This window comes from Microtetraspora niveoalba, assembly GCF_001570405.1.
Classification (GTDB): Bacteria; Actinomycetota; Actinomycetes; order Streptosporangiales; family Streptosporangiaceae; genus Microtetraspora; species Microtetraspora niveoalba.
In genome coordinates this window covers 138,784-157,923 of record NZ_BBYM01000003.1, presented here as the reverse complement: position 1 = coordinate 157,923, position 19,140 = coordinate 138,784, and the positions used below count along the sequence as shown (strand labels likewise).

Annotated in this window: 14 protein-coding genes and 1 pseudogene; 7 read left to right on the top strand and 8 right to left on the bottom strand. The window is 72.7% G+C overall.

Annotated elements, in window-relative coordinates; all coding sequences use genetic code 11:
• Positions 1–31: 31 nt before the first annotated feature.
• A complete protein-coding gene (locus AWQ70_RS02155) occupies positions 32–1,063 on the bottom strand; it encodes a methionine synthase (protein ID WP_067169375.1) in 1,032 nt (343 codons plus the stop codon).
• Positions 1,064–1,081: 18 nt separating this feature from the next.
• Here AWQ70_RS02155 and AWQ70_RS02150 point away from each other — a divergent pair, with 18 nt between their 5' ends.
• A complete protein-coding gene (locus AWQ70_RS02150) occupies positions 1,082–1,714 on the top strand; it encodes an MBL fold metallo-hydrolase (protein ID WP_067169372.1) in 633 nt (210 codons plus the stop codon).
• A 134-nt stretch (positions 1,715–1,848) separates the two neighbouring features.
• Here the strand turns inward: AWQ70_RS02150 and mnmA are convergent, their stop codons facing one another.
• Entirely contained in the window at positions 1,849–2,922 is a 1,074-nt protein-coding gene (gene mnmA / locus AWQ70_RS02145) for a tRNA 2-thiouridine(34) synthase MnmA (RefSeq protein WP_067169369.1), read from the bottom strand.
• A 138-nt stretch (positions 2,923–3,060) separates the two neighbouring features.
• On the opposite strand from mnmA, the gene AWQ70_RS02140 reads away from it, so the two are divergent.
• From AWQ70_RS02140 to AWQ70_RS02130, 3 genes and pseudogenes are all read left to right on the top strand, one after another.
• Positions 3,061–4,098, top strand: coding sequence for a DUF695 domain-containing protein (locus AWQ70_RS02140; protein WP_067169366.1), 1,038 nt, complete (start codon positions 3,061–3,063; stop codon positions 4,096–4,098).
• Between the two features lie 416 nt (positions 4,099–4,514).
• The gene (locus AWQ70_RS02135) at positions 4,515–5,336 is read left to right on the top strand and encodes an SDR family NAD(P)-dependent oxidoreductase (protein ID WP_067169363.1); all 822 of its coding nucleotides are present in this window, start codon (positions 4,515–4,517) and stop codon (positions 5,334–5,336) included.
• A 101-nt stretch (positions 5,337–5,437) separates the two neighbouring features.
• Positions 5,438–7,092 (top strand): annotated as a pseudogene (locus AWQ70_RS02130) (TlrC/CarA/OleB/SrmB family ABC-F type ribosomal protection protein).
• Between the two features lie 63 nt (positions 7,093–7,155).
• Here the strand turns inward: AWQ70_RS02130 and AWQ70_RS02125 are convergent.
• Positions 7,156–8,310, bottom strand: coding sequence for a cysteine desulfurase family protein (locus AWQ70_RS02125; RefSeq protein WP_084516435.1), 1,155 nt, complete (start codon positions 8,308–8,310; stop codon positions 7,156–7,158).
• A 103-nt stretch (positions 8,311–8,413) separates the two neighbouring features.
• On the opposite strand from AWQ70_RS02125, the gene AWQ70_RS02120 reads away from it, so the two are divergent.
• The 3 genes from AWQ70_RS02120 (at position 8,414) to AWQ70_RS02110 (ending at position 11,113) form a co-directional block, all read left to right on the top strand.
• Positions 8,414–8,905: a TetR/AcrR family transcriptional regulator gene (locus AWQ70_RS02120; RefSeq protein ID WP_067169361.1), complete on the top strand. Its 492-nt coding sequence runs from the start codon at positions 8,414–8,416 to the stop codon at positions 8,903–8,905.
• A gap of 165 nt (positions 8,906–9,070) precedes the next feature.
• Positions 9,071–10,384: an MFS transporter gene (locus AWQ70_RS02115; protein WP_373282294.1), complete on the top strand. Its 1,314-nt coding sequence runs from the start codon at positions 9,071–9,073 to the stop codon at positions 10,382–10,384.
• A 72-nt stretch (positions 10,385–10,456) separates the two neighbouring features.
• Positions 10,457–11,113 carry a rhomboid family intramembrane serine protease gene (locus tag AWQ70_RS02110; protein ID WP_084516434.1) on the top strand — a complete coding sequence of 219 codons (657 nt, stop codon included), beginning with the start codon at positions 10,457–10,459 and terminating at the stop codon, positions 11,111–11,113.
• A 130-nt stretch (positions 11,114–11,243) separates the two neighbouring features.
• Here AWQ70_RS02110 and AWQ70_RS02105 read toward each other — a convergent pair whose 3' ends face one another.
• From AWQ70_RS02105 to AWQ70_RS02085, 5 genes are all read right to left on the bottom strand, one after another.
• Positions 11,244–12,197 (bottom strand): electron transfer flavoprotein subunit alpha/FixB family protein, encoded by a 954-nt coding sequence (locus AWQ70_RS02105; RefSeq protein ID WP_067169352.1) that lies wholly within the window; start codon positions 12,195–12,197, stop codon positions 11,244–11,246.
• 11 nt (positions 12,198–12,208) lie between these two features.
• On the bottom strand, positions 12,209–12,988 hold the full coding sequence (locus tag AWQ70_RS02100; RefSeq protein WP_067169350.1) for an electron transfer flavoprotein subunit beta/FixA family protein: 780 nt from the start codon (positions 12,986–12,988) through the stop codon (positions 12,209–12,211).
• A gap of 462 nt (positions 12,989–13,450) precedes the next feature.
• Positions 13,451–14,851, bottom strand: a complete 1,401-nt coding sequence (locus AWQ70_RS02095; protein ID WP_067169347.1) for a serine/threonine-protein kinase — start codon at positions 14,849–14,851, stop codon at positions 13,451–13,453.
• 70 nt (positions 14,852–14,921) lie between these two features.
• Positions 14,922–16,913 (bottom strand): serine/threonine-protein kinase, encoded by a 1,992-nt coding sequence (locus AWQ70_RS02090; RefSeq protein WP_067169344.1) that lies wholly within the window; start codon positions 16,911–16,913, stop codon positions 14,922–14,924.
• 12 nt (positions 16,914–16,925) lie between these two features.
• Positions 16,926–19,019, bottom strand: a complete 2,094-nt coding sequence (locus tag AWQ70_RS02085; protein WP_067169342.1) for a serine/threonine-protein kinase — start codon at positions 19,017–19,019, stop codon at positions 16,926–16,928.
• Between the last annotated feature and the right edge of the window lie 121 nt (positions 19,020–19,140).

Genomic DNA, 19,140 nt, shown 5'->3' with positions numbered 1-19,140 from the left:
AAGACCGGGCTTGTATTCGGCTTGCGAACGACTACTCGCCCGGATCCTCGCGCAGCACCCGGGCCGCCCTGGCACAACTGGTGAGCGCCGCACGCGCGTACGCCGGGGAGGCTCCCGCCAGCCCGCACGCGGGCGTGAGAACGACCTGCCGGGCCAGCCGCGCGGGGGCGAACCCGAGCCGCCGCCACAGCTCCGTGGCGGGTTTGGCGACCACGCCGATGTCCGGAATCCGGGCGTCCGTCCCCGGGACCACCCCGAGCAGGAACGCGACGCCGGCCTCCACCGCCTCGCCGATGTGGTCCTCGTCCCGGCGGCGCAGCCGCGCCGCGTCGAGGGAGATCCCGCGCGCCCCGGCCGTACGCAAAACCTCGAAGGGGACGTCGGAAGCGCAGCAATGGACGATCGGGAAGGCGGCGGAGCCGTTCTCCCCGCCTCCCGCGGACTCGGCCGCTCTGAGCACCGTCCTGAGCCGCTCGGCCGCGGGCGCCGGCTCCACGGCGGGCAGCCGCCCGAACCCGGACGCCGTCGGCACCGTCCCGGCGAGCACCCCGGGCAGCCCCGGCTCGTCGAGCTGGAGGACGATCCGCGCGCCGGGCACGCGCCTGCGGACCTCCGCCAGGTGCGCGGTCACGCCTTCGGCGAGTGACTCCACCAGATCGCGGACGGCTCCCGCGTCGGCGAGCGTCTTGTCCCCGTGCCGCAGCTCGACCGCGCCCGCCAGCGTCCACGGGCCGCAGACCTGGATCTTCAACGGGCCCGTGTATCCCTGGGCGACCTCTTCGAGGGCGTCGAGGTCCCGTGAGAGGTGGTCGCGGGCGCGTTTGAGGTCGCGCCCCGGCCGGTCGGTGAACCGCCATCCGGACGGCTGCACCTCGACGGGCAGCTCCACGAGCAGCGACGCCGTCCTGCCGATCATGTCCGCGCCGACGCCCCGGCCGGGCAGCTCGGGCAGGTACGGCATCGGCAGTTCGCCGAAGACCACGCGGAGCGCCTCGACGTGGTCGTCTCCGGGGTGCGACCCGACGCCGGTGGCGGTGGCCTCGGACCAAGGGAAGTCGTTCACGCCATTAGCTTAGGGAGAGTGAGACTCACCAAACTCGGCCACGCCTGCTGGCGACTGGAGAAGGACGGCAGCCGTCTGGTCATCGACCCCGGCGCCTTCAGCGGGGAAGGGCTCCTCGACGGAGCGGACGCCGTCCTCATCACGCACGAACACTGGGATCACCTCGACGCGGATCTGCTGCGGGCCGCGGGCCCGGACCTGGAGATCTGGACCTGCCAGGCCGTGGCGGACCAGCTCGGCGAGATCCCGGCGAAGGTCCAGGTGGTGCGGGACGGCGACACGTTCGCCACCGCGGGGTTCGGGGTCAAGGTCATCGGTGAATGGCACGCGCTCAATCACCCGGACGTGCCCGTCGTGCAGAATGTCGGCTTCCTCGTGGACGAGGAGGTCTTCTACCCCGGCGACGCGCTGACCGCGCCCGGAGTGGAGGTGCCGACCCTGCTCGTCCCCACCAACGCGCCGTGGCTCAAGCTGGGCGAGATGGTGGACTACCTGCGCGACGTACGGCCCGCCCGCGCGTACTCGACCCATGACGGCCTGGTGAACGAGTTCGGCCAGAAGCTGATCGACTCCTGGCTCGGCATGGAGGCCGAGAAGCAGAAGGCGGACATGCGCCGCGTGCCCGTCGGCGATTCGGTCGACCTGGGATAGGTCCGCCCGCCCCTCCACGGGACGTCGCGTTCCGCGTCATGCCCCTTGCCCGCCGTTTCGTCGGCGGGCGAGGGGGCGATGGCCGGGTCCGGCGCGCCGCGGGCCCGAACGGCGAGCGAGTCCTTCCGAAGGCGTCAGGACGCCGAGGCGATGGTGGCCGAGCCGATCACGGTGTCGCCGACGTACAGGACGGCGCCCTGGCCCGCGGCCACCCCCGCGGCCGGGGTGTCGAGCCGGATGTGCAGGTCCGTGCCGGAGAGCTGGGCGCGGCAGCCGTACACCTCGCCGTGCGCGCGTAGCTGCACCGAGCAGACGATCGGCTCTCGCGGCTCGTCCACCGGCCCGTTCCAGACCGGCCGGGTGGCGACGATCGAGGTGACCTCCAGCGCGGTGCGCGGACCGACGGTCACCGTGTTGGAGACCGGCTCGACCGACAGCACGTATCGGGGCCGCCCGTCGGAAGCCGGCCGGTCGATGCGCAGGCCCTTGCGCTGCCCCACCGTGAAGCCGTACGCACCCGCGTGGGTGCCGACGACCTCGCCGGAGAGCGCGTCCACGATGGGCCCCTCCGAGGCGCCGAGCCGGTCGGCGAGAAACGCCCGCGTGTCACCGTCGGCGATGAAGCAGATGTCGTGACTGTCCGGCTTGTCGGCCACGGTGAGGCCCCTGCGGGCGGCCTCCTCGCGGACCTGCGCCTTGGTGGAGTCACCCAGCGGGAAGATCGCGTGGGAAAGCTGTTCCCTGGTGAGGACGCCGAGGACGTACGACTGGTCCTTGGCCGCATCGACCGACCTGCTGAGCACTCCGTCGACCAGGCGGGCGTGGTGGCCGGTGGCGACCGCGTCGAACCCGAGCGCCAGCGCCCGATCGAGCACCGCCTCGAACTTGATCTTCTCGTTGCAGCGGAGGCAGGGGTTCGGCGTGCGGCCCGCGGCGTACTCGTTGACGAAGTCCTCGACGACGTCGCGGTGGAACCGCTCGGCCATGTCCCAGATGTAGAAAGGGATGCCGATCACGTCGGCCGCGCGCCGCGCGTCTCTGGAGTCCTCGATCGTGCAGCAGCCCCGCGCGCCGGTCCGATAGGACTGCGGGTTGGACGAAAGCGCGAGGTGGACGCCCGTCACGTCGTGGCCGGCCTCCGCGATGCGGGCGGCGGCCACCGCTGAGTCGACGCCGCCGGACATGGCGGCCAGCACACGAAGAGCCATAGGCCTCCAGGCTACCCGTCTCCCACGCCCCCTCGATCGGCCGAGCGCCACCCTTCGATACGGCACCCGGCCATCACGTGAGGGGCGCGCACACACCGCTTTGGCACCCGGAAGGGGGACCTGAAAGGATCGGCGGTCATGCGACTGTTCGGCCGCAAGAGCGAGCCGGTGGACCCGGCCGAGGCCATAACCGAGTTTTGGACGTGGTGGCAGGAGACCCGTCCCGAGATCGACGCGCGGGTCGAAGCGGGGGACGTCGCGCGCCTCGACGAGCTGATCGGCGAGGCTGTGACCGCCCTGAACCCGTCGCTGACCTGGGAGATCGTCTCGGGGCTCATGGCCCCGCACGCCCTGGTGGTCAGCGCGGCGGGAGATCCGGAGTTGCGCTCCTTCGTCCATCGGTGGGCGCTGGCGGCGCCGGCGGACGCCGAGTGGGAGTTCCACCCGTCCCGCCAGGCCGATCCGCTCGCGGCGGAGTTCACCACGGAGGTCGCGGGCCGGCCGTTCGGCATCGACCGGCTGGTGCTCGGCCTGCGGGTGCCGCCGGGGACACCGCGCGTCGACGTTTCCGCCTTTCATCCGATATTTCCGGATGTGGATGACGAGACGCGGATGGACGCCACGCTCCTCGCCCTCGACCGGCTGCTCGGCGAGGACGAGGTGGCCCGCTGGGTCGGCGACATCGTGGCGGCCGAGTTCGAGCCCATCGACGCGATCCCCGCGATCCATCTTCCCGCCGTCGTCTCCGACGTCGCCGACGGCTTCCGCGACGAGCAGTGGGCGCTGCTGGAGGGGCAGACCGCCAGCGGCCGTCCCCTGACCGCCGCCGCGCTCTATCCCCTGCGTCCGGTGGATCACCCGCTCTTCGACCAGCACGTCGGCGTCACGCTGCCGTATGTGAACGCGGACGAGGACGGCCAGCCCACCGGCGCCTCGCTGGACGCGTTGCGCGACTTCGAGGAGCGGCTGACCGCCCGGCTCCGCGCGGACGGCTGCGCCGTTCTCGTCGCGCATCTGAGCGCCGAGGGCACCCGGGTGTTCCACGTCTACGCCGACCCGGGAAGCGACGCCGTACGCCGGATCGAAAACCTGGTGTCCACCTGGGACGAGGGCCAGGCCTGGATCGACGCCGAGAGCGACCCGTCGTGGAGCGCCGTCGCGCACTTCCTGACCTGAGCGCGAGCCCTGCCGCGTCAGGCGTCTGACGCGGCGGGGCGGCTCCAGACGTCCGCGCCCTGCCTGCGGGCTCGGGCGCGGAGGGTGATCCGCACCCCTCCCCCGCTCGCGCGCGAAGAATGAGGCGGGAACCCACCGCGCCCTTGAACGGCCACCGGCGCCGCTTACACGAGCCGCGATGACCTCGACCGAGCCCGTGGCGCATCCGAGCCCGGAGACCAGGTCGTACGCGACGTCGCGGAGGGCCCGTCGGGGCCGTTCGCCGCGGCGGTGGGCTTCGCTCCTCCGGGTGGGACACAATCACGCACCAGACGAGACGAGACGATACGTTTCGTCTTGACATGGGATCGGCACAGCCACAAACTAAGACGACAACGAGACGGACCGTATCGTCTTGGAGCAACAGAGGAGAGTGCATGACGACTGCGCGAGTTTGGTTCATCACCGGCGCGTCGAGGGGCCTGGGCAGGGCCTTCACCGAGGCGGCGCTCGCCGCCGGAGACCGCGTCGTGGCCGCCGCCCGCGACCTTGGCCCCCTCGCGGACCTGGCCGCCGCCCACCCGGGCAGCCTCGTGCGGCTGACCCTGGACGTCTCCGACCGCGCGGCCGTGCGGAAGGTCGTGGACCAGGCGGCGGCGGCGTTCCGCCGGCTCGACATCGTGGTCAACAACGCCGGCGCAATGCTGCTCGGCATGGTCGAGGAGGCCACCGAGGAGCAGATCCGCGCCCACTTCGACGTCAACTTCTTCGGCGCGGTCTGGGTGGCCCAGGCCGTGGTGCCGCACCTGCGGGCGCAGGGATCCGGCCACATCCTGCAGGTCACCTCGATGGGGTCCGGCGGCGGGTTCGCTTCCGTCGGGTTCTACGCGGCGGGCAAGTCCGCGCTCGACTCGGCGAGCCAGGCGCTGGCGATGGAGGTGGCGCCGTTCGGGATCAAGGTGACGATCGTGCAGCCGGGCGGATACGGCACGGACCTGTTCACGCGGGGCACCACGATGACGGAACCGCGCCCGGAGTACAAGCCGCTGCGCGCCCGGCTGGCCGAGATGTGGGGCGAGGACGCCGGTCCCGACCCGAGCACCGCGGCACCGGTGGTCATGGAGTTGGCCGGTCTGGCGGAGCCGCCGCTGCGGCTGATCGTCGGCAGCGCCTCGTACGACATGGTCCAGGAGATGAACCAGGCCCGTACGGAGGAGTACCGGGCGTGGGAGCACCTGAGCCGGAAGGCGCCGGGCTGACCCGCACGCGAGTGACGCCGTACTCGCGCCACGAGGCACAACACGAGCGCCGAGCCGCGGCGTCCGGAATCCGTCCGCACCGAGAAGAGGAGGTGGGCCCTTTGCGTACCGCTGCCCAACTGGCACTCGCCGAGACCACCAAGCGTTACGGCACCCGCGTCGTCCTGGACCGGGTGTCGCTCACCGTCAAACCCGGCGAGCGGATCGGGGTGATCGGCGACAACGGGTCAGGGAAGTCCACACTGCTGCGGCTCATGGCGGACGTCGAGCGGCCCGACAACGGCGAGGTCGTGGTCGTGGCGCCCGGCGGCGTCGGATACCTGCCGCAGTCGCTCGCGCTGCCGTCGCACGCGACAGTGGCCGATGCGATCGACCTGGCGCTCGCCGATCTGCGAGAGGTCGAAGCCCGGATGCGGGCGGCCGAACGGTCGCTCGGCGAGGCCGGCGCGGGGGCTCGCGCCGGGCTCGACACCTACGTGAGGCTGGTGGCGGAGTTCGAGGCGCGGGACGGCTACGAGGCCGACACTCGTGTCGAGGTCGCGCTGCACGGGCTCGGGCTGCCCGGACTCGACCGCAGCCGTCCGCTGGGCACGCTCTCCGGCGGAGAACGTTCCAGACTCGCCCTGGCCGCCACGCTGGCGTCCGCCCCTGAGCTGCTGCTGCTCGACGAGCCGACCAACGACCTGGACGACCGGGCCGTGGCCTGGCTCGAACAACGCCTGCGCGCCCACCGGGGCACGGTCGTGGCGATCACGCACGACCGGATGTTCCTGGAGCGGGTGAGCACCGCCATTGTGGAGGTCTCCGACGGGCGCGTGCGCCGCTACGGCGACGGATACGCCGGATATCTCGTGGCCAAGGCCGCCGAACGCGCGGCCCAGGAGCGGGCCCACGAGGAGTGGAAGGCCGAGCTGAACCGGCATGCCACGCTGGTGGCGGCCAACGCGGGCCGGCTGGCCGGGATTCCGCGCAAGACGCCCAAGGCGGGCATGGGCACCGGAGCCTGGCGGGCGCGCTCGCGTACGCACGGGGCCGCCGGACGCATCCGGCAGTCCCAGCAGCGGCTGCGGTGGCTCACCGGCCACCCGGCGCCGCCGCCGCCCGAGCCGCTGCGCTTCACCGCCGCGCTCGCCACCGCGGAAGCCGCCGCCGGGGCCGAGGTGGCCGCGCTCGACACCGTGGTGGTGACAGGGCGGCTCCGCCTCGACTCCCTGACCATCCGCGCCGGTGAGCGGCTGCTCGTCACCGGCCCGAACGGAGCGGGCAAGACGACGCTGATGCGGGTGCTCGCCGGGAGTTGCGACCGGACGCGGGCGAGGTACGGCGAGCCGGGCGGGTCGGATTCTTCCGGCAGGACGAGCCGGAGACCGGTGACCTACGGCGGGCCGGACAGGCCGGGGAGGCGGACCGGACCGTGCTGCGGGCCTACGCGCACGGGCGCCCCGGGAGCCTGGACGACCACGCGGACGCGCTCCTGGCCCTGGGGCTGTTCCGGCCGTCCGACCTGGGGCTGCGCCTGAGGGAGCTCTCCTACGGGCAGCGGCGGCGGATCGATCTGGCGCGGCTGGTGAGCGAGCCCGTGGACCTGCTCCTGCTCGACGAGCCGACCAACCACCTCTCGCCGATGCTCGTGGAGCAGGTGGAGGAGGCGCTGGCCTCGTACCCGGGCGCGCTGGTGGTCGTGACGCACGACCGGCGCCTGCGGGCCGCGTTCACCGGCTCCCGCCTGGAGCTGGACGGGGGCGCGGCCGCATAGCGCGCCCACGCCGAACACCCGGGCGGCAACCGGGACGGCCTGAAGGCACGCCTGTGGCGGGGCTCAGGTGAGCCCGGCCCGGCGGGCGCGCTCCACGACGTTGCCGATCACCTCGGCGAGGCGGTCCACGTCCTCCTTCGTGGAGGTGTGTCCGAGCGAGAAGCGCAGCGAGCCGCGGGCGCGCGCGCCGTCCTGCCCCATCGCGAGCAGGACGTGGGACGGCTGGGCCACCCCGGCGGAGCAGGCGGAGCCGGTGGAGCACTCCACCCCCTTGGCGTCCAGCAGCATGAGCAGGGCGTCGCCCTCGCACCCCGGGAACGAGAAGTGCGCGTTGCCGGGGAGCCGGTTCACGGGGTCGCCGTTGAGGATGACGTCCGGCACGGCCTGCCGTACCCGCTCGATCAGGTCGTCGCGCAGGACGGTCAGCCGCTCCGCGGCGGCCTCGCGGTGCTTGACCGCGGTCTCGACGGCCGCGGCGAAGCCGGCGATCGCGGGCGCGTCGAGCGTCCCCGAGCGCACGTCGCGCTCCTGGCCGCCGCCGTGCAGTACGGGCTCGGGGTCCACGCCCCGGGCCAGCAGCAGCGCTCCGACGCCCATGGGGCCGCCCACCTTGTGCCCGGAGATCGTCATGGCGTCCACGCCGGACTCGGCGAACGAGACGGGCAACTGACCGAGCGCCTGCACGGCGTCGGTGTGGAACGGGATGCCGTGATCGTGCGCGATGGCCGAGAGGACCTGGATCGGCTGGATCGTCCCGACCTCGTTGTTGGCCCACATCACGCTGACCAGGGCCACGTCGCCGGGGTCGCGGGCGATGGCGGCGCGCAGGGTCTCGGGGTGGACCAGGCCCCGCTCGTCGACCTCCAAGAGCTCGACGGAGGCGCCGTGCCGGTCGGCCAGCCAGCGGGCCGGGTCGAGCGCGGCGTGGTGCTCGATCGCGCTGATCAGGACGCGACGGCGTTTCCTCGCCCAGAACAGACCCTTGATCGCCAGGTTGTCCGCTTCGGTGCCCCCGGACGTGAAGACGACCTCGCTGGGGCGGGCGCCCACCGCGCACGCGATGGTCTCCCGCGACTCCTCCACCACCCGGCGGGTGCGCCGCCCGGCCGCGTGCAGCGACGAGGCGTTGCCGACCTGGCCGAGCTGCGCGGTCATGGCCTCCACTGCCTCGGGCAGCATCGGCGTGGTGGCGGCATGGTCAAGATAGGCGGTTCCCACGACCCCTCCCGATCTGTCCTCAGCCAACTAAGACTAACCGCGCCCCCGGAAGGGCCACCCCCCGGATTGCCGACTGAACCGTCCAGACGGTACAGTAACCAGAGTGAGAAGAGACGACTTGCTCGACGCGGCGGAGAGCCTGCTCTGCGACCAGGGGGCCCAGGCGCTCACCCTGGCCGCGGTCGCGGAGCGCGCCGGCGTCAGCAAGGGCGGCCTCCTCTATCACTTCGGCACCAAGGAAGCCCTGGTCAAAGGTCTGATCGAGCGACTGATCGCCGAGTTTGACGCGCTCGTCGAGGCGCAGGGCGAGAGCGACTACACCAGGGCCTATCTCAAAGCCACGTTCCAGGCCGTCGAGAGCGGACGACTGAGACGCTGGGCGGTGGTGACCGGCGCGGCGGGCGACCCCACGCTCCTCGTGCCGCTGCGCGAGGCGATGGCCCGATGGCACAGCCAGGACATCGGCAGCGAGCCCGACCCGATGACCTCCAGGATCGTACGGCTCGCGTGCGAAGGCATCTGGGACGTCGCCACCCACGTGCCGGAGCTGCTCGACTACGACGAGCTGCGCCGCCGCCTGCTCGACCTTCTCTGACTTCTCCGACTTATCTGACCGCCCACGGCGAGCTCACCCGACCGGTCCCCGATCCGGGGCGAGGGTGACGTTCGCCCGCATTCCACCGCGCGCTCAAACGCATGTAAACGCGCTCGAACCCGAACGTGATTGAACGTACTTGACGCGCCTTCAAGGCGGGCCGGGGTGACCTCCGCCCGCCTGCCCACCCGGCCGAGTGCCGCACCCCTCACCTCCCCATCCCCCGAAACCTGGAACACGCGTGACTCTCCGCTCCCGGAGACCCTCCGCGCCCTGAGAAAGGAGCCTGTGATGACCCGCGCTTTGAGGACGGCCCGCTGGGGGGCGATCCTCACCTTCGTGCTCGGCGGCTTGCTGTGCGGAACGTTCACCGTGCGCATCCCCGCCCTGACCGACAAACTCGGCATCCCCGAGTCGTCGGTCGGCTTCGCGCTGCTCGCGTGGGGGCTCGGCGCACTGCTGTCCATGCAGTCCATGCGCGGGATCATGGCCAGAGTGGGCAGCCGCGGCGTGCTCCGCGTCGCCGCTCCCCTCTGCGCGGCGACGCTGCTGCTCGTCGGGCTCGCGCCGTCCTTCCCCCTGCTCGTCGGCGCCGCGTTCGTCTTCGGCATGGCCTTCGGCGCGGTGGACGTCGCCATGAACGCCCAGGGCTCCACGGTCGAGCGCGCGTACGGCAGGCCGCTGATGAGCGGCATGCACGCGGGCTGGTGCGTGGGAGCGATCTCGGCCGGGCTGTTCGGCACCGCCGCCATCGCGGCGGGCCTGTCCCTGGCCGCGCACATGGCGATCGTCGCCGTGCTCGCGCTGCCCGCTTCGGTGGCGCTGAGCCGTACGTACCTGGCCGACGGGGTCACGCGCGAGGAGGCGAAGGGGGCGCGCGGCCGCCTGCCCGGAGTGGTCTACCTGCTCGGCGCGATCACGTTCGGCGCGTTCATGGTCGAGGGCGTGGTGGCGGACTGGAACGGCCTGTTCCTCCGCAACACGCTCATGGCGCCCGAGTCCCTGGCCGCGCTCGGCTACCCGATCTTCGAGGCGGGCATGCTGCTCGGCCGCCTCTCCGGCGACCGGCTCAGGATGCGCTTCGGCGCGGCGGGGCTGATGGGCTTCTCCGGCCTGGCCACCGCGGCGACCTTCGCCGTCGTCGTGGTCGCGCCGTCGGCGGTCGTCGCCCTGGCCGCGATGCTCTTCGTCGGGCTCGCGGTGGCGACGATCTCCCCGATGGCCATGTCCCTGGCCGGGACCGCCACGGACACGCCGGGTCCGGCGATCGCTCAGGCGGGTGCCATGGGGTACGCCGGGCTGCTGCTCGGCCCCGTGGTGATCGGCTTCCTGTCCGGCGCGACGTCCCTGCGCGTCGCGATGGTGACCGCGGTCGTCCTCGGCGTGCTCATCGCCGTCGCGACCCGCTTCCTCTCCCGGGCCCGTACGGCTCCCGCCGAGGTGGGCGTGGAGACCGAGCGGCTGCCGGTCGCGGCCTGAGTGACATTTGTCCCGGGGAGACCGCGACATCTCCCCCTGTCGGCGGCGCGGCGGTTTTGACACGCTTTCCGCGTGAGGAAACCCCCCGCCGCCACGGCGGCCGTGTTCGTCGTCACCGCGATCCCGAGCCTGCTGCAGTTCGCCCTTCCCTCGCTGGAGACCTCCCTGCGGCGCGATCCCGCCCGGATCGCGGACGGCGAATGGTGGCGGCTCGGGACCTCGATCCTGGTCCAGGGCGGCGGCCCGGTCGGCGCAGCCTTCAACCTCGCCTCGCTCCTGGTGCTCGGCGCCGTCGCCGAGCGCGCCCTCGGTCCCGCTCGCTGGCTCGCCTGCTATCTGGCGGGTGCGGCGGCGGGGCAGGTCGCGGGAACGTGGCTCGGCCTGGTGGACGCGGGCAACTCCATCGGGGTGTGCGGACTGGCCGGCGGGCTGACCGTGGCCTTCACCCTCGGGCGGGCGGACCGGTTCGCCGCGTCCCTGGCTGCCTGCTACGTCGTGATCCTGGTCGGCGGGCTCTTCCCCGGGACCGGCGTCCTGATCGCCACGGTGGTCGTCGGCGCGGCGGGAGTGCAACTGGTCGTCCATCGCGACCGGCTGCCGCGCGCCGTGTTCCCCGCGATCGTCCTGGCGGCGGGGCTCGCGCTCGCCGCGCTGTCGGACCTGCACGGCCCGGCCGTACTCGGGGGCGCGGCCATGGCGGGCGTCCTCGCGGGCGCGGGCTCCCGGTGAAACGGCGACGGCGCCGCACATCGTGTGCGGCGCCGTCACGTCGACTCCACCCGAGCCGTCCGAGCCCGTAACGAGCCCGTCCAGATCTGCCGGCTCCCCCGCGCGATCGCTCGCGCGGGGGGCCACGCGCTTACTTGCGCTTCTCGATCTCCTCGGTGAGCTGCGGCACGACCTGGAACAGGTCGCCCACCACACCGAAGTCCGCGATCTCGAAGATCGGAGCCTCGGGGTCCTTGTTGATGACGATGATCGTCTTGGAGGTCTGCATGCCGGCCCGGTGCTGGATGGCGCCGGAGATGCCCGCCGCGATGTAGAGCTGCGGCGACACCGTCTTGCCGGTCTGGCCGACCTGGAACTGGTGGGGGTACCACTTGGCGTCGGTGGCGGCGCGGGAGGCGCCGACCGCCGCGCCGAGGGAGTCGGCGAGCTTCTCGATGACGGCGAAGCCGTCGGCCGAGCCGACGCCGCGGCCACCGGAGACCACGATCGCGGCCTCGGTGAGCTCCGGACGGGCGCCCTTCTCCTCCTTGATCCGCTCCACGATCTTGGCGGCGCGGGCGGCCTCGGACGGGGCGAGCTCGACCTTCTCCTCGGCGCCCGCGCCGGCGGCGGCGACGGGAGCGGTGGAGTTCGGACGCACCGCGACGATCGGGGTCCCCTTGGTCACGCGGCTGCGGACGTTGACGCCGCCACCGAAGATCGACTGGTCGGCAACGAAGCCCTCGCCGAGGCCGACGGCGTCGGTGATCACGCCGGAGTCCGTCTTGACCGCCAGCCGACCGGCGACCTCCTTGCCCTCACTGGTGGAGGCCACGAGGACCGCGGCGGGCGACTTGTCCGCCACCAGCCGGGCCAGCAGCTCGGCCTTGGGGGCGACCACGTAGTTCACGACCTCGTCGCCGTCGGCAACGTAGATCTTGTCGGCGCCGTACTCGGCCAGCTTGGCCTTGGCGGCGTCGTTGTAACCGGGACCCGCCCACACCGCCGACGGCTCGCCCAGCGTGCGGGCCAGGGTCAGCAGCTCGAGGGTGACCTTCTTGACCTCACCGTCGACGTGCTCGACGAGAACCAGGATCTCACTCATCTCGGGGCCCCTCAGATGAACTTCTTCGACGCGAGGAAGTCGGCGGCCTTGGCCCCGCCGTCGCCCTCGTCCTTGACAACCGTGCCCGCGGCACGCGGCGGGGCGGCGGAGAACTCGGCCACCTCGCTGTAGGCCGCGGCCAGGCCGACGGCGGAGGCGTCGACGGAGGCGTCGGCGATGCCGAGCGTCTCGACCGGCTTCTTCTTCGCGGCCATGATGCCCTTGAAGGACGGGTACCGCGGCTCGTTGATCTTCTCGACGACCGACACGACGGCGGGGAGCGTCGCCTCGACCTTGTCGTAGCCGTAGTCGGTGATCCGCTCGATGACGATGGCGGACCCGTCGACCTCGACCTTCCGCGCCAGGGTGAGCTGCGGCGCGCCGAGCCGCTCGGCGAGCATGGCCGCCAGCACACCGGTGCGGGCGTCGGTGGACTCCGAGCCGAGGATGACCAGGTCGAACCCGATCTTCTTCAGCGCCTGCGCCATCGCGTACGACGTGGACAGGGCGTCCGAGCCGTGGAGCGCGTCGTCGCTCAGGTGGACGGCCTTGTCGGCGCCCATGGCGAGCGCCTTGCGGATGGTGTCGGTCGCCTTGGCGGGGCCCATGGTGAGGACGGTCACCTCACCACCGTGAGCCTCCTTGAGCCGCAGCGCCTCCTCGACCGCGTACTCGTCGAGCTCGTTCACGACGCCGTCGGCGGCGTCCCGGTCGAGCGTCTTGTCATCGGACCTCAACTTGCGCTCGGTCGCAGTGTCGGGGACCTGCTTCACGCAGACGACGATGTTCATGGCCGGTGGCCGACCTCCCGTTTCCGTACGGCTCTCGCTGGCCGCGCATGGGGTATGCGCGCCCCGCTCAGACTGCCACGTGCCCGTGAGCTGGATGACAGCGGGTGCCTCGGGCGCGAGCGGGGCGCCCGGTGCTCCCACATGTTACCCACGGGTAGTTTCGCTGCAAACCTCCAGGTTGTACGGCTCCGCCCAGTGTGTCGTTCATCACCGGAAGACCCGCTCTCCCACCATACCGAACTTTGTTCCACGCCCTTCGGCGGGGTCCGGCGAGCCCTGTGTTTATGGCGCTCGCTTCGCTCGCGCGGGCTCGGGGCGCCTGCAGGCGATGTCTTCCCTCGTCACTCGGGACTCGTTCCTCAGTCCAGACACCGCCGCGCCCCTCGCGGGATGGCCGGCCGCCGTAGTGATCGATGGCGCGGGCCCGGGGCACCTGAAGTCGTCGAGGCAAACAGACACAAATCAGCTGGCGAGGGCGATGATCGTCAGGAGGAAGAGGACGCCTCCGACGGCGAGCAGCAGGGTGAGGGTGCTGAACACACTGCTCAGCACGGCCCACAGCGCGATCACGCCCGCCCCACCCGCGAGATCGACGAGCACTCTCGACCGCGACTTCGCCAGGAGCCCGAACGCGGCGTCGATCAGCACGCCCAGGCCGTACAGGACGAGGATCAGGAGGGAAAGCTCCGGGAGGTACTGGCTCGCGGCGGCGGCGACCAGCCCGGCGAAGACCCCCGACCCGATCACCCAGCGCCTGCGCAGCCGCTCACGGTGGCGGGCGCGGGCCTCCTCCACCGACCGGAGCCGGTTGTGCACCCGTCGCGGCTTCCACTCCCTGGTCGCCTCGCCGGAGATCCCCGTCATCCCGGTCGGCACGGCGTCCCCCTCACGATCCCGGCCGCGCCCCCTGTCCCGGTCTCTGTCCCGGTCTCTGTCCCGGTCTCTGTCCCGGTCTCTGTCGTGGTCCCTGTCTCGGTCCCTGTCGTGATCGCCGCCGTGGCCCCGGCCGTGCGGTACGGGAGCGGCGAGCAGCGGAGCAGGGCCGGACGGCGCGGCGTCCGCGATCGAGGGGGCGATCGAGTCGAGCCGCGCCGCGAGCTCGGCGGCGACCGGCCGGCGGCCGGGGTCCTCCTGAAGGCACTCCCGCAGCAGCGGGGCGAGCCAGTCCGGCACCCCGGACAGGTCCGGCTCGTGGTGCACCACGCGATAGGCCACGGCCGCCGGCGGCCCGCTCCCGTACGGCTGCCGCCCCGAGGCGGCGAAGGCGAGCGTCGCGGCCCAGGCGAACACGTCCGCCTCCGGCCCCGCCTCGGCGCCCTCCAGGACCTCGGGCGACAGGTAGCCGGGGGTGCCGATCACCGCGCCGGAGGCGGTCACCGAGGCCGCGTCCTGGGCGCAGGCGATGCCGAAGTCGATCACGAAGGGCTCGTGGTCGGCGACGATCACGTTGGCCGGCTTGAGGTCGCGGTGGACCACGCCCGCCCGGTGGATCGACTCCAGCGCCTCGGCGAGCCCCCGCGCGAGCCGCAGCAGGTCCTCGCCCCGGATCGGCCCCTGCGAGACGAGCACCGAGCTGAGCGGGCGGCCCTGGACGTACCGCGTCACGATGTACGGATAACGCCCGTTCAGCGACGCGTCCAGGACTTCCGCGACGTGCGGACCGCGCACCCGGCGCATGGTCTCGACCTCTCGGGCCAGGCGGGTGAGTGCGAGCGAGTCGGCGGCCACGTGCGGGTGGAGGACCTTGACGGCGACGGTCCTCCCCTCGGTGTCGAGCGCCAGATGGACCTCGCCGAACCCGCCCGCCCCGAGCTGGGAAAGCAGGCGATACGGCCCGAGCTGCCCACCGTTCGGCGACCCCATCCCGCTCCCTTCGCCCCCCATTCCATGGTGCCCCGCCGGTCCCAAAGGACGTTCTAAGGACTGGTTAGGTCTAGAAAGGAAGAACTGCCTGACCGATCCTCTTTGTGATGTCCCCGATCAACCCGCCGATCAGGTTGACGACGGTGTCCTCGCCCTTCGCCTTCAGACTGCGGACGATGTCGTCGATGGCCACGGACGGCGGCCGCCACGGAGCCCAGGACGGGTCGGCGGAGATCGCGGTCATGACCGCGAAGAACGCCACCGTGCCGACGATGAGCGCGACCACCATGCCCGCCCCCGGGCTGCGGATCGCACTCGTCAGCGTGCGGGCGACCGCCTTGCGCGGCGCCCCGCCGCCCGGCAGCACGAAGAGCCCGGCCACGAAGGCGCCGGCCGCGTAGGCCGCCGCCGGGTCGGTGTTCATCTTGCCCACGTAGACGAGACCGCCCCACACGCACATGCCGAACATCGCCGCGAGCGGCACCTGCACGAGTGTGGCGAACGCCGACTTGATCAGGGCCCACGGCGTGCCGAGCACGGCGAGGATCGGGTCCGCCCCGCTGCTGCCGCGGATCGACCGGCGCTCGGCGAGGTCGCCGAGCAGGTAGTGCCCCACCCGGAGGCAGAGCGCGGCCACGATCGCGAACAGGCTCACGGTCACCGGCAGCAGGCACGCCAGCGCCACCAGGACGGTGAGCAGCAGCCCGGCCAGGATCGGGTGGCGGGTGCGGTAGCGCGGCCGCTCCTGCTCGGGCGCGTACGGCCGGGCCTGCTCGGCGGGGCCGGTCGGCGCCTGCGGCACCGCCCGGCCGGCGGGCGGCACGGTGTGCGGAGGCGCGACGTGCGCGGGCGGCACGGTGTGTCCGGGCGGGACCATCTGCGGCCCCGCCCCCGTCACCGGAGGCGGCGGATAGCCCGCGACCCTCTGGTCCGGGTACGGCGGCGGGTAGGCCGGTCCCGGCTGGTACGGCGGCGGATGCCCCTGCTGGTACGCCGGGAGGGGCGGCGGGACGACGGCGGCCGGCGCCTGCCTCGCCTGGCGGGGCTCCCTGCGCGGCCGCTCCGGCTCGACGTAGTTCACCGGGGGCAGCAGGTCGGAGTAGCTGTCGTCGTCTCGCGGCGCGGAGGGCCCGCCCTGCCCGGCGGGCACGGCGGCGTCGTCCAGGACGCGGGTGCCGTCCGCGGGCGGGTGCCCGTTGAGGGCGGACGCGTCGAGGATCCTGGTCCCGCCGTCGCGGGCGACCTCCCGCAGGACGGTCACGGACGGGTCGAGCGCGCGGGACATCCGCAGGAGCGACGCGGCCGTGGGGCGCGCCCCGGCGTCGGTGTCCAGCGCCTGCCGCATCCAGCCGTGCAGCCACGGCGGCGCGAGGTCGATCTGCGCCTTGCCTTCGAGGATGTTGTAGCAGACCGACTCGAACGTGCCCGACCCGAACGGCGGCTTGCCGGAGACGGCGAAGAACACGGTGGCGGCCAGCGCGTGGACGTCGGCCGCCTGGGTGATCTCGGTGTCCCTGATGATCTCGGGGGCGAGGTAGCCGGGGGTGCCGACGAACATGCCCGTCTGGGTCAGCCGGGTGGCGTTCACCAGGTGCGCGATGCCGAAGTCGATCACCAGCGGCTCGCCGTCCACGAGCATCACGTTCGCCGGCTTGAGGTCGCGGTGGATGACGTCGGCGGCGTGGATGGCGACCAGCGCCTCGCACAGGCCGCGGGCGAGGCGCACGACGTCCTCGTCCGGCAGCGGCCCGTCCTCCAGGACCGTCTGCTCCAGGGTCCGTCCGGGGGCGTACCTCGTCACGATGTAGGGCGTGTCGCTGATCAGATCGGCGTCGAGCACCTCGGCGACCCGCGGGCTGCGCACCCGCCGCATGGTCTCGACCTCTCGGGTGAGCCGGTCGCGTGCCTTGAGGTCGGACGCCACGTGCTGGTGCAGCACCTTGACGGCGACCTCGCGCCCCTCCTCGTCCAGGCCGAGATGGACCACCCCCATGCCGCCCTCGCCGAGCTGGCGGAGCAGCCGGTAAGGGCCGATCCGCTCCGGAGCCTCAGTCGCCGACATGTCCGTCCCCCGTCACTGATTCCCTGCTTTGTTACGCAACTGGTTCAGGTCCTGCACCACCGAGGGCACGTTGACGGGACCCATGAAGTGTCCCCCTATCTGTTTACCCATAAGCCCGGTCAGCGCAATCGCCGTCACCACCGCCGCGACGGCCCCGGCCCCCCAGGCCAGCGCCGTCGCCGCACTCCTGGTCGGCAGCAGCGACGCGATCGTGCGCCGCATCTGCCGGCTCGGACCCTCCACTCCCGGTCCCGCGCACACCGTCCACAACGCCACCGCGATCCCCCAGCTCAGCGCGTCGAGCGTGGACATCTTGGTGACGAGCACGGTGAGCAGCAGCGTCACCGGAAGACCGAGGATCAGCGCGTACGGCACCAGCGCGATCGTGATGCCGAGCGACTTGAGCAGCGCGTCCGGCCGGCCGAGCACGCGCAGCACGTCCGTCGCCGCGGCCGCGGGCGCCCTGCGGGCGTTCAGCTCGGGCTGCGCGATGTCGGCGGCGCGCAGCAGGATCGTGACCGGCAGCGCGAGCACCGTGACGAGCAGGGGCGCGATGACCGTGAGGACGACCACCAGGAGCAGCAGCATCGCCGCGGCCACGCCGTAGGCCTTGGAGCGCTGGAGCGGCGTGGCGGGCGCGGAGCCGGAGGCGGCCACCGGAGGCGGCGGTACGCGCACGGTCGGCTGGAAGGGGGCCGGATGCGGCTGGCCGACCTGCGGCGTCTGCTCGTAGACCTCGGGCGCCTGCTCGAAGAACACCTGCTGGCCGAAGGCGCCGCGCAGTTCCTCGGGCCGCACCCGGCGGGTGGGCACGTCCGTCTCGCCGGTCTTCGGCGCGGCGGGCCACGGCGTCGGGGACGGCGTGCCGCCCGGGTTCGCCGGGTTCCCCGCGACGGGAGGCGGTGTGGTGGACGGCGTCACGCGGGACGCGGCCGACGGCGGCGTCGTGCTCGGCGTCGCGGCGGAACGCGGCGGCACGGAGGCCGGGGTGACGGACGGCGGGGTGACGGCGGGCGGGGGCGTCGAGCTGCGCGGGCCGGTCGGGGGCGCGTAGCGCGTGGGGGCGTCGTCCGGGGCGGCCGCGCTTCCGGTGGTGAGGCCCGCCCGGCGCAGGTCGTCGCCGGTCACGCGCACGGTGGGGAACGGGTCGCCGGGCCGGCCGGGCGACGCCGGGTCGTCCAGCAGCGACACGAACTCCTCCGCCGACGGCGTGGCGGGCGGGCCGGCGGTGCCCGTGGGCGGCACCGGGCGGCCGGTCGTCTCGTCGACGTTGGGCACCGTGGTGATCTCGTCGGGCACACGGACCCGGCCGCCGCTCGCCATGAGCCGGGTCACCTGCCGGCTCAGCTCGGCGGCGGACGGGCGTTTGGACGGCTCGCGCTGGAGCGCCGCGCGCAGCACCGGCTGGATCAGCGCGGGGGCGGCGCTCACGTTGGCCTTGCCGGAGGTGATGTTGTAGAAGATCATCTCCAGCGTGCCCTTGCCGAACGGCGGCAGGCCGGTGGCGGCGTAGAGCAGGGTGCCCGCCCACGCGTGCACGTCCACCTCGGGACCGGCCTCGTGCCCCTCGATGATCTCCGGGGCGAGGTAGCCGGGCGTGCCGATGAACATGCCGGTCTGGGTGAGCCGGGTCGCGTCCACCGCCTGGGCGATGCCGAAGTCGATCAGGACCGGCCGCCCGTCCAGCATGAGGACGTTGCCGGGCTTCAGGTCGCGGTGGATCACCCCGGCGGCGTGGACGGCGGCGAGCGCCTCGGCCACGCCCGCGCCCACCCGCAGCAGCGCGTCCACGGAGAGCGGGCCGTCCTGCTTGACGATCTCGTCCAGCGGACGGCCCGGCACGTAGCGGGTCACGATGTAGGGCCGGTGGCCGGTCACGTCGGCGTCGAGGACCTCCGCGATGTGGGCGCTGCGCACCCGCCGCATCGTCTCGACCTCGCGGGAGAGCCTTCTGCGCGCGAGGTCGTCCTGGGTGACCTCAGGGCGCAGGACCTTGACGGCCACCTGCCTCCCATGCGGGTCCAGGGCGAGGTGGACCACGCCCATGCCGCCTTCACCGAGCCGCCGCAGCAGCCGGTAGGGGCCCAGTCGGTCGTCCTGATTCATGGCGTAAGCACCATACCGACTAAAGCACCGTCCATGACTGAACCAACGCGCCACATTCCTGCTCGTGACAACGTATGGAAAGGCCGTTCGGTTTCCCACACGTCCACAAAGGACGCGTGGG

Bases quoted from the DNA above. Each gene is read 5' to 3' on its own strand.
- AWQ70_RS02105 (WP_067169352.1), bottom strand. From the start codon at position 12,197: ATGAGTGAGATCCTGGTTCTCGTCGAGCACGTCGACGGTGAGGTCAAG.
- AWQ70_RS02095 (WP_067169347.1), bottom strand. From the start codon at position 14,851: ATGGGGTCGCCGAACGGTGGGCAGCTCGGGCCGTATCGCCTGCTTTCC.
- AWQ70_RS02140 (WP_067169366.1), top strand. From the start codon at position 3,061: ATGCGACTGTTCGGCCGCAAGAGCGAGCCGGTGGACCCGGCCGAGGCC.
- AWQ70_RS02135 (WP_067169363.1), top strand. From the start codon at position 4,515: ATGACGACTGCGCGAGTTTGGTTCATCACCGGCGCGTCGAGGGGCCTG.
- AWQ70_RS02090 (WP_067169344.1), bottom strand. From the start codon at position 16,913: ATGTCGGCGACTGAGGCTCCGGAGCGGATCGGCCCTTACCGGCTGCTC.
- AWQ70_RS02085 (WP_067169342.1), bottom strand. From the start codon at position 19,019: ATGAATCAGGACGACCGACTGGGCCCCTACCGGCTGCTGCGGCGGCTC.
- mnmA (WP_067169369.1), bottom strand. From the start codon at position 2,922: ATGGCTCTTCGTGTGCTGGCCGCCATGTCCGGCGGCGTCGACTCAGCG.
- AWQ70_RS02100 (WP_067169350.1), bottom strand. From the start codon at position 12,988: ATGAACATCGTCGTCTGCGTGAAGCAGGTCCCCGACACTGCGACCGAG.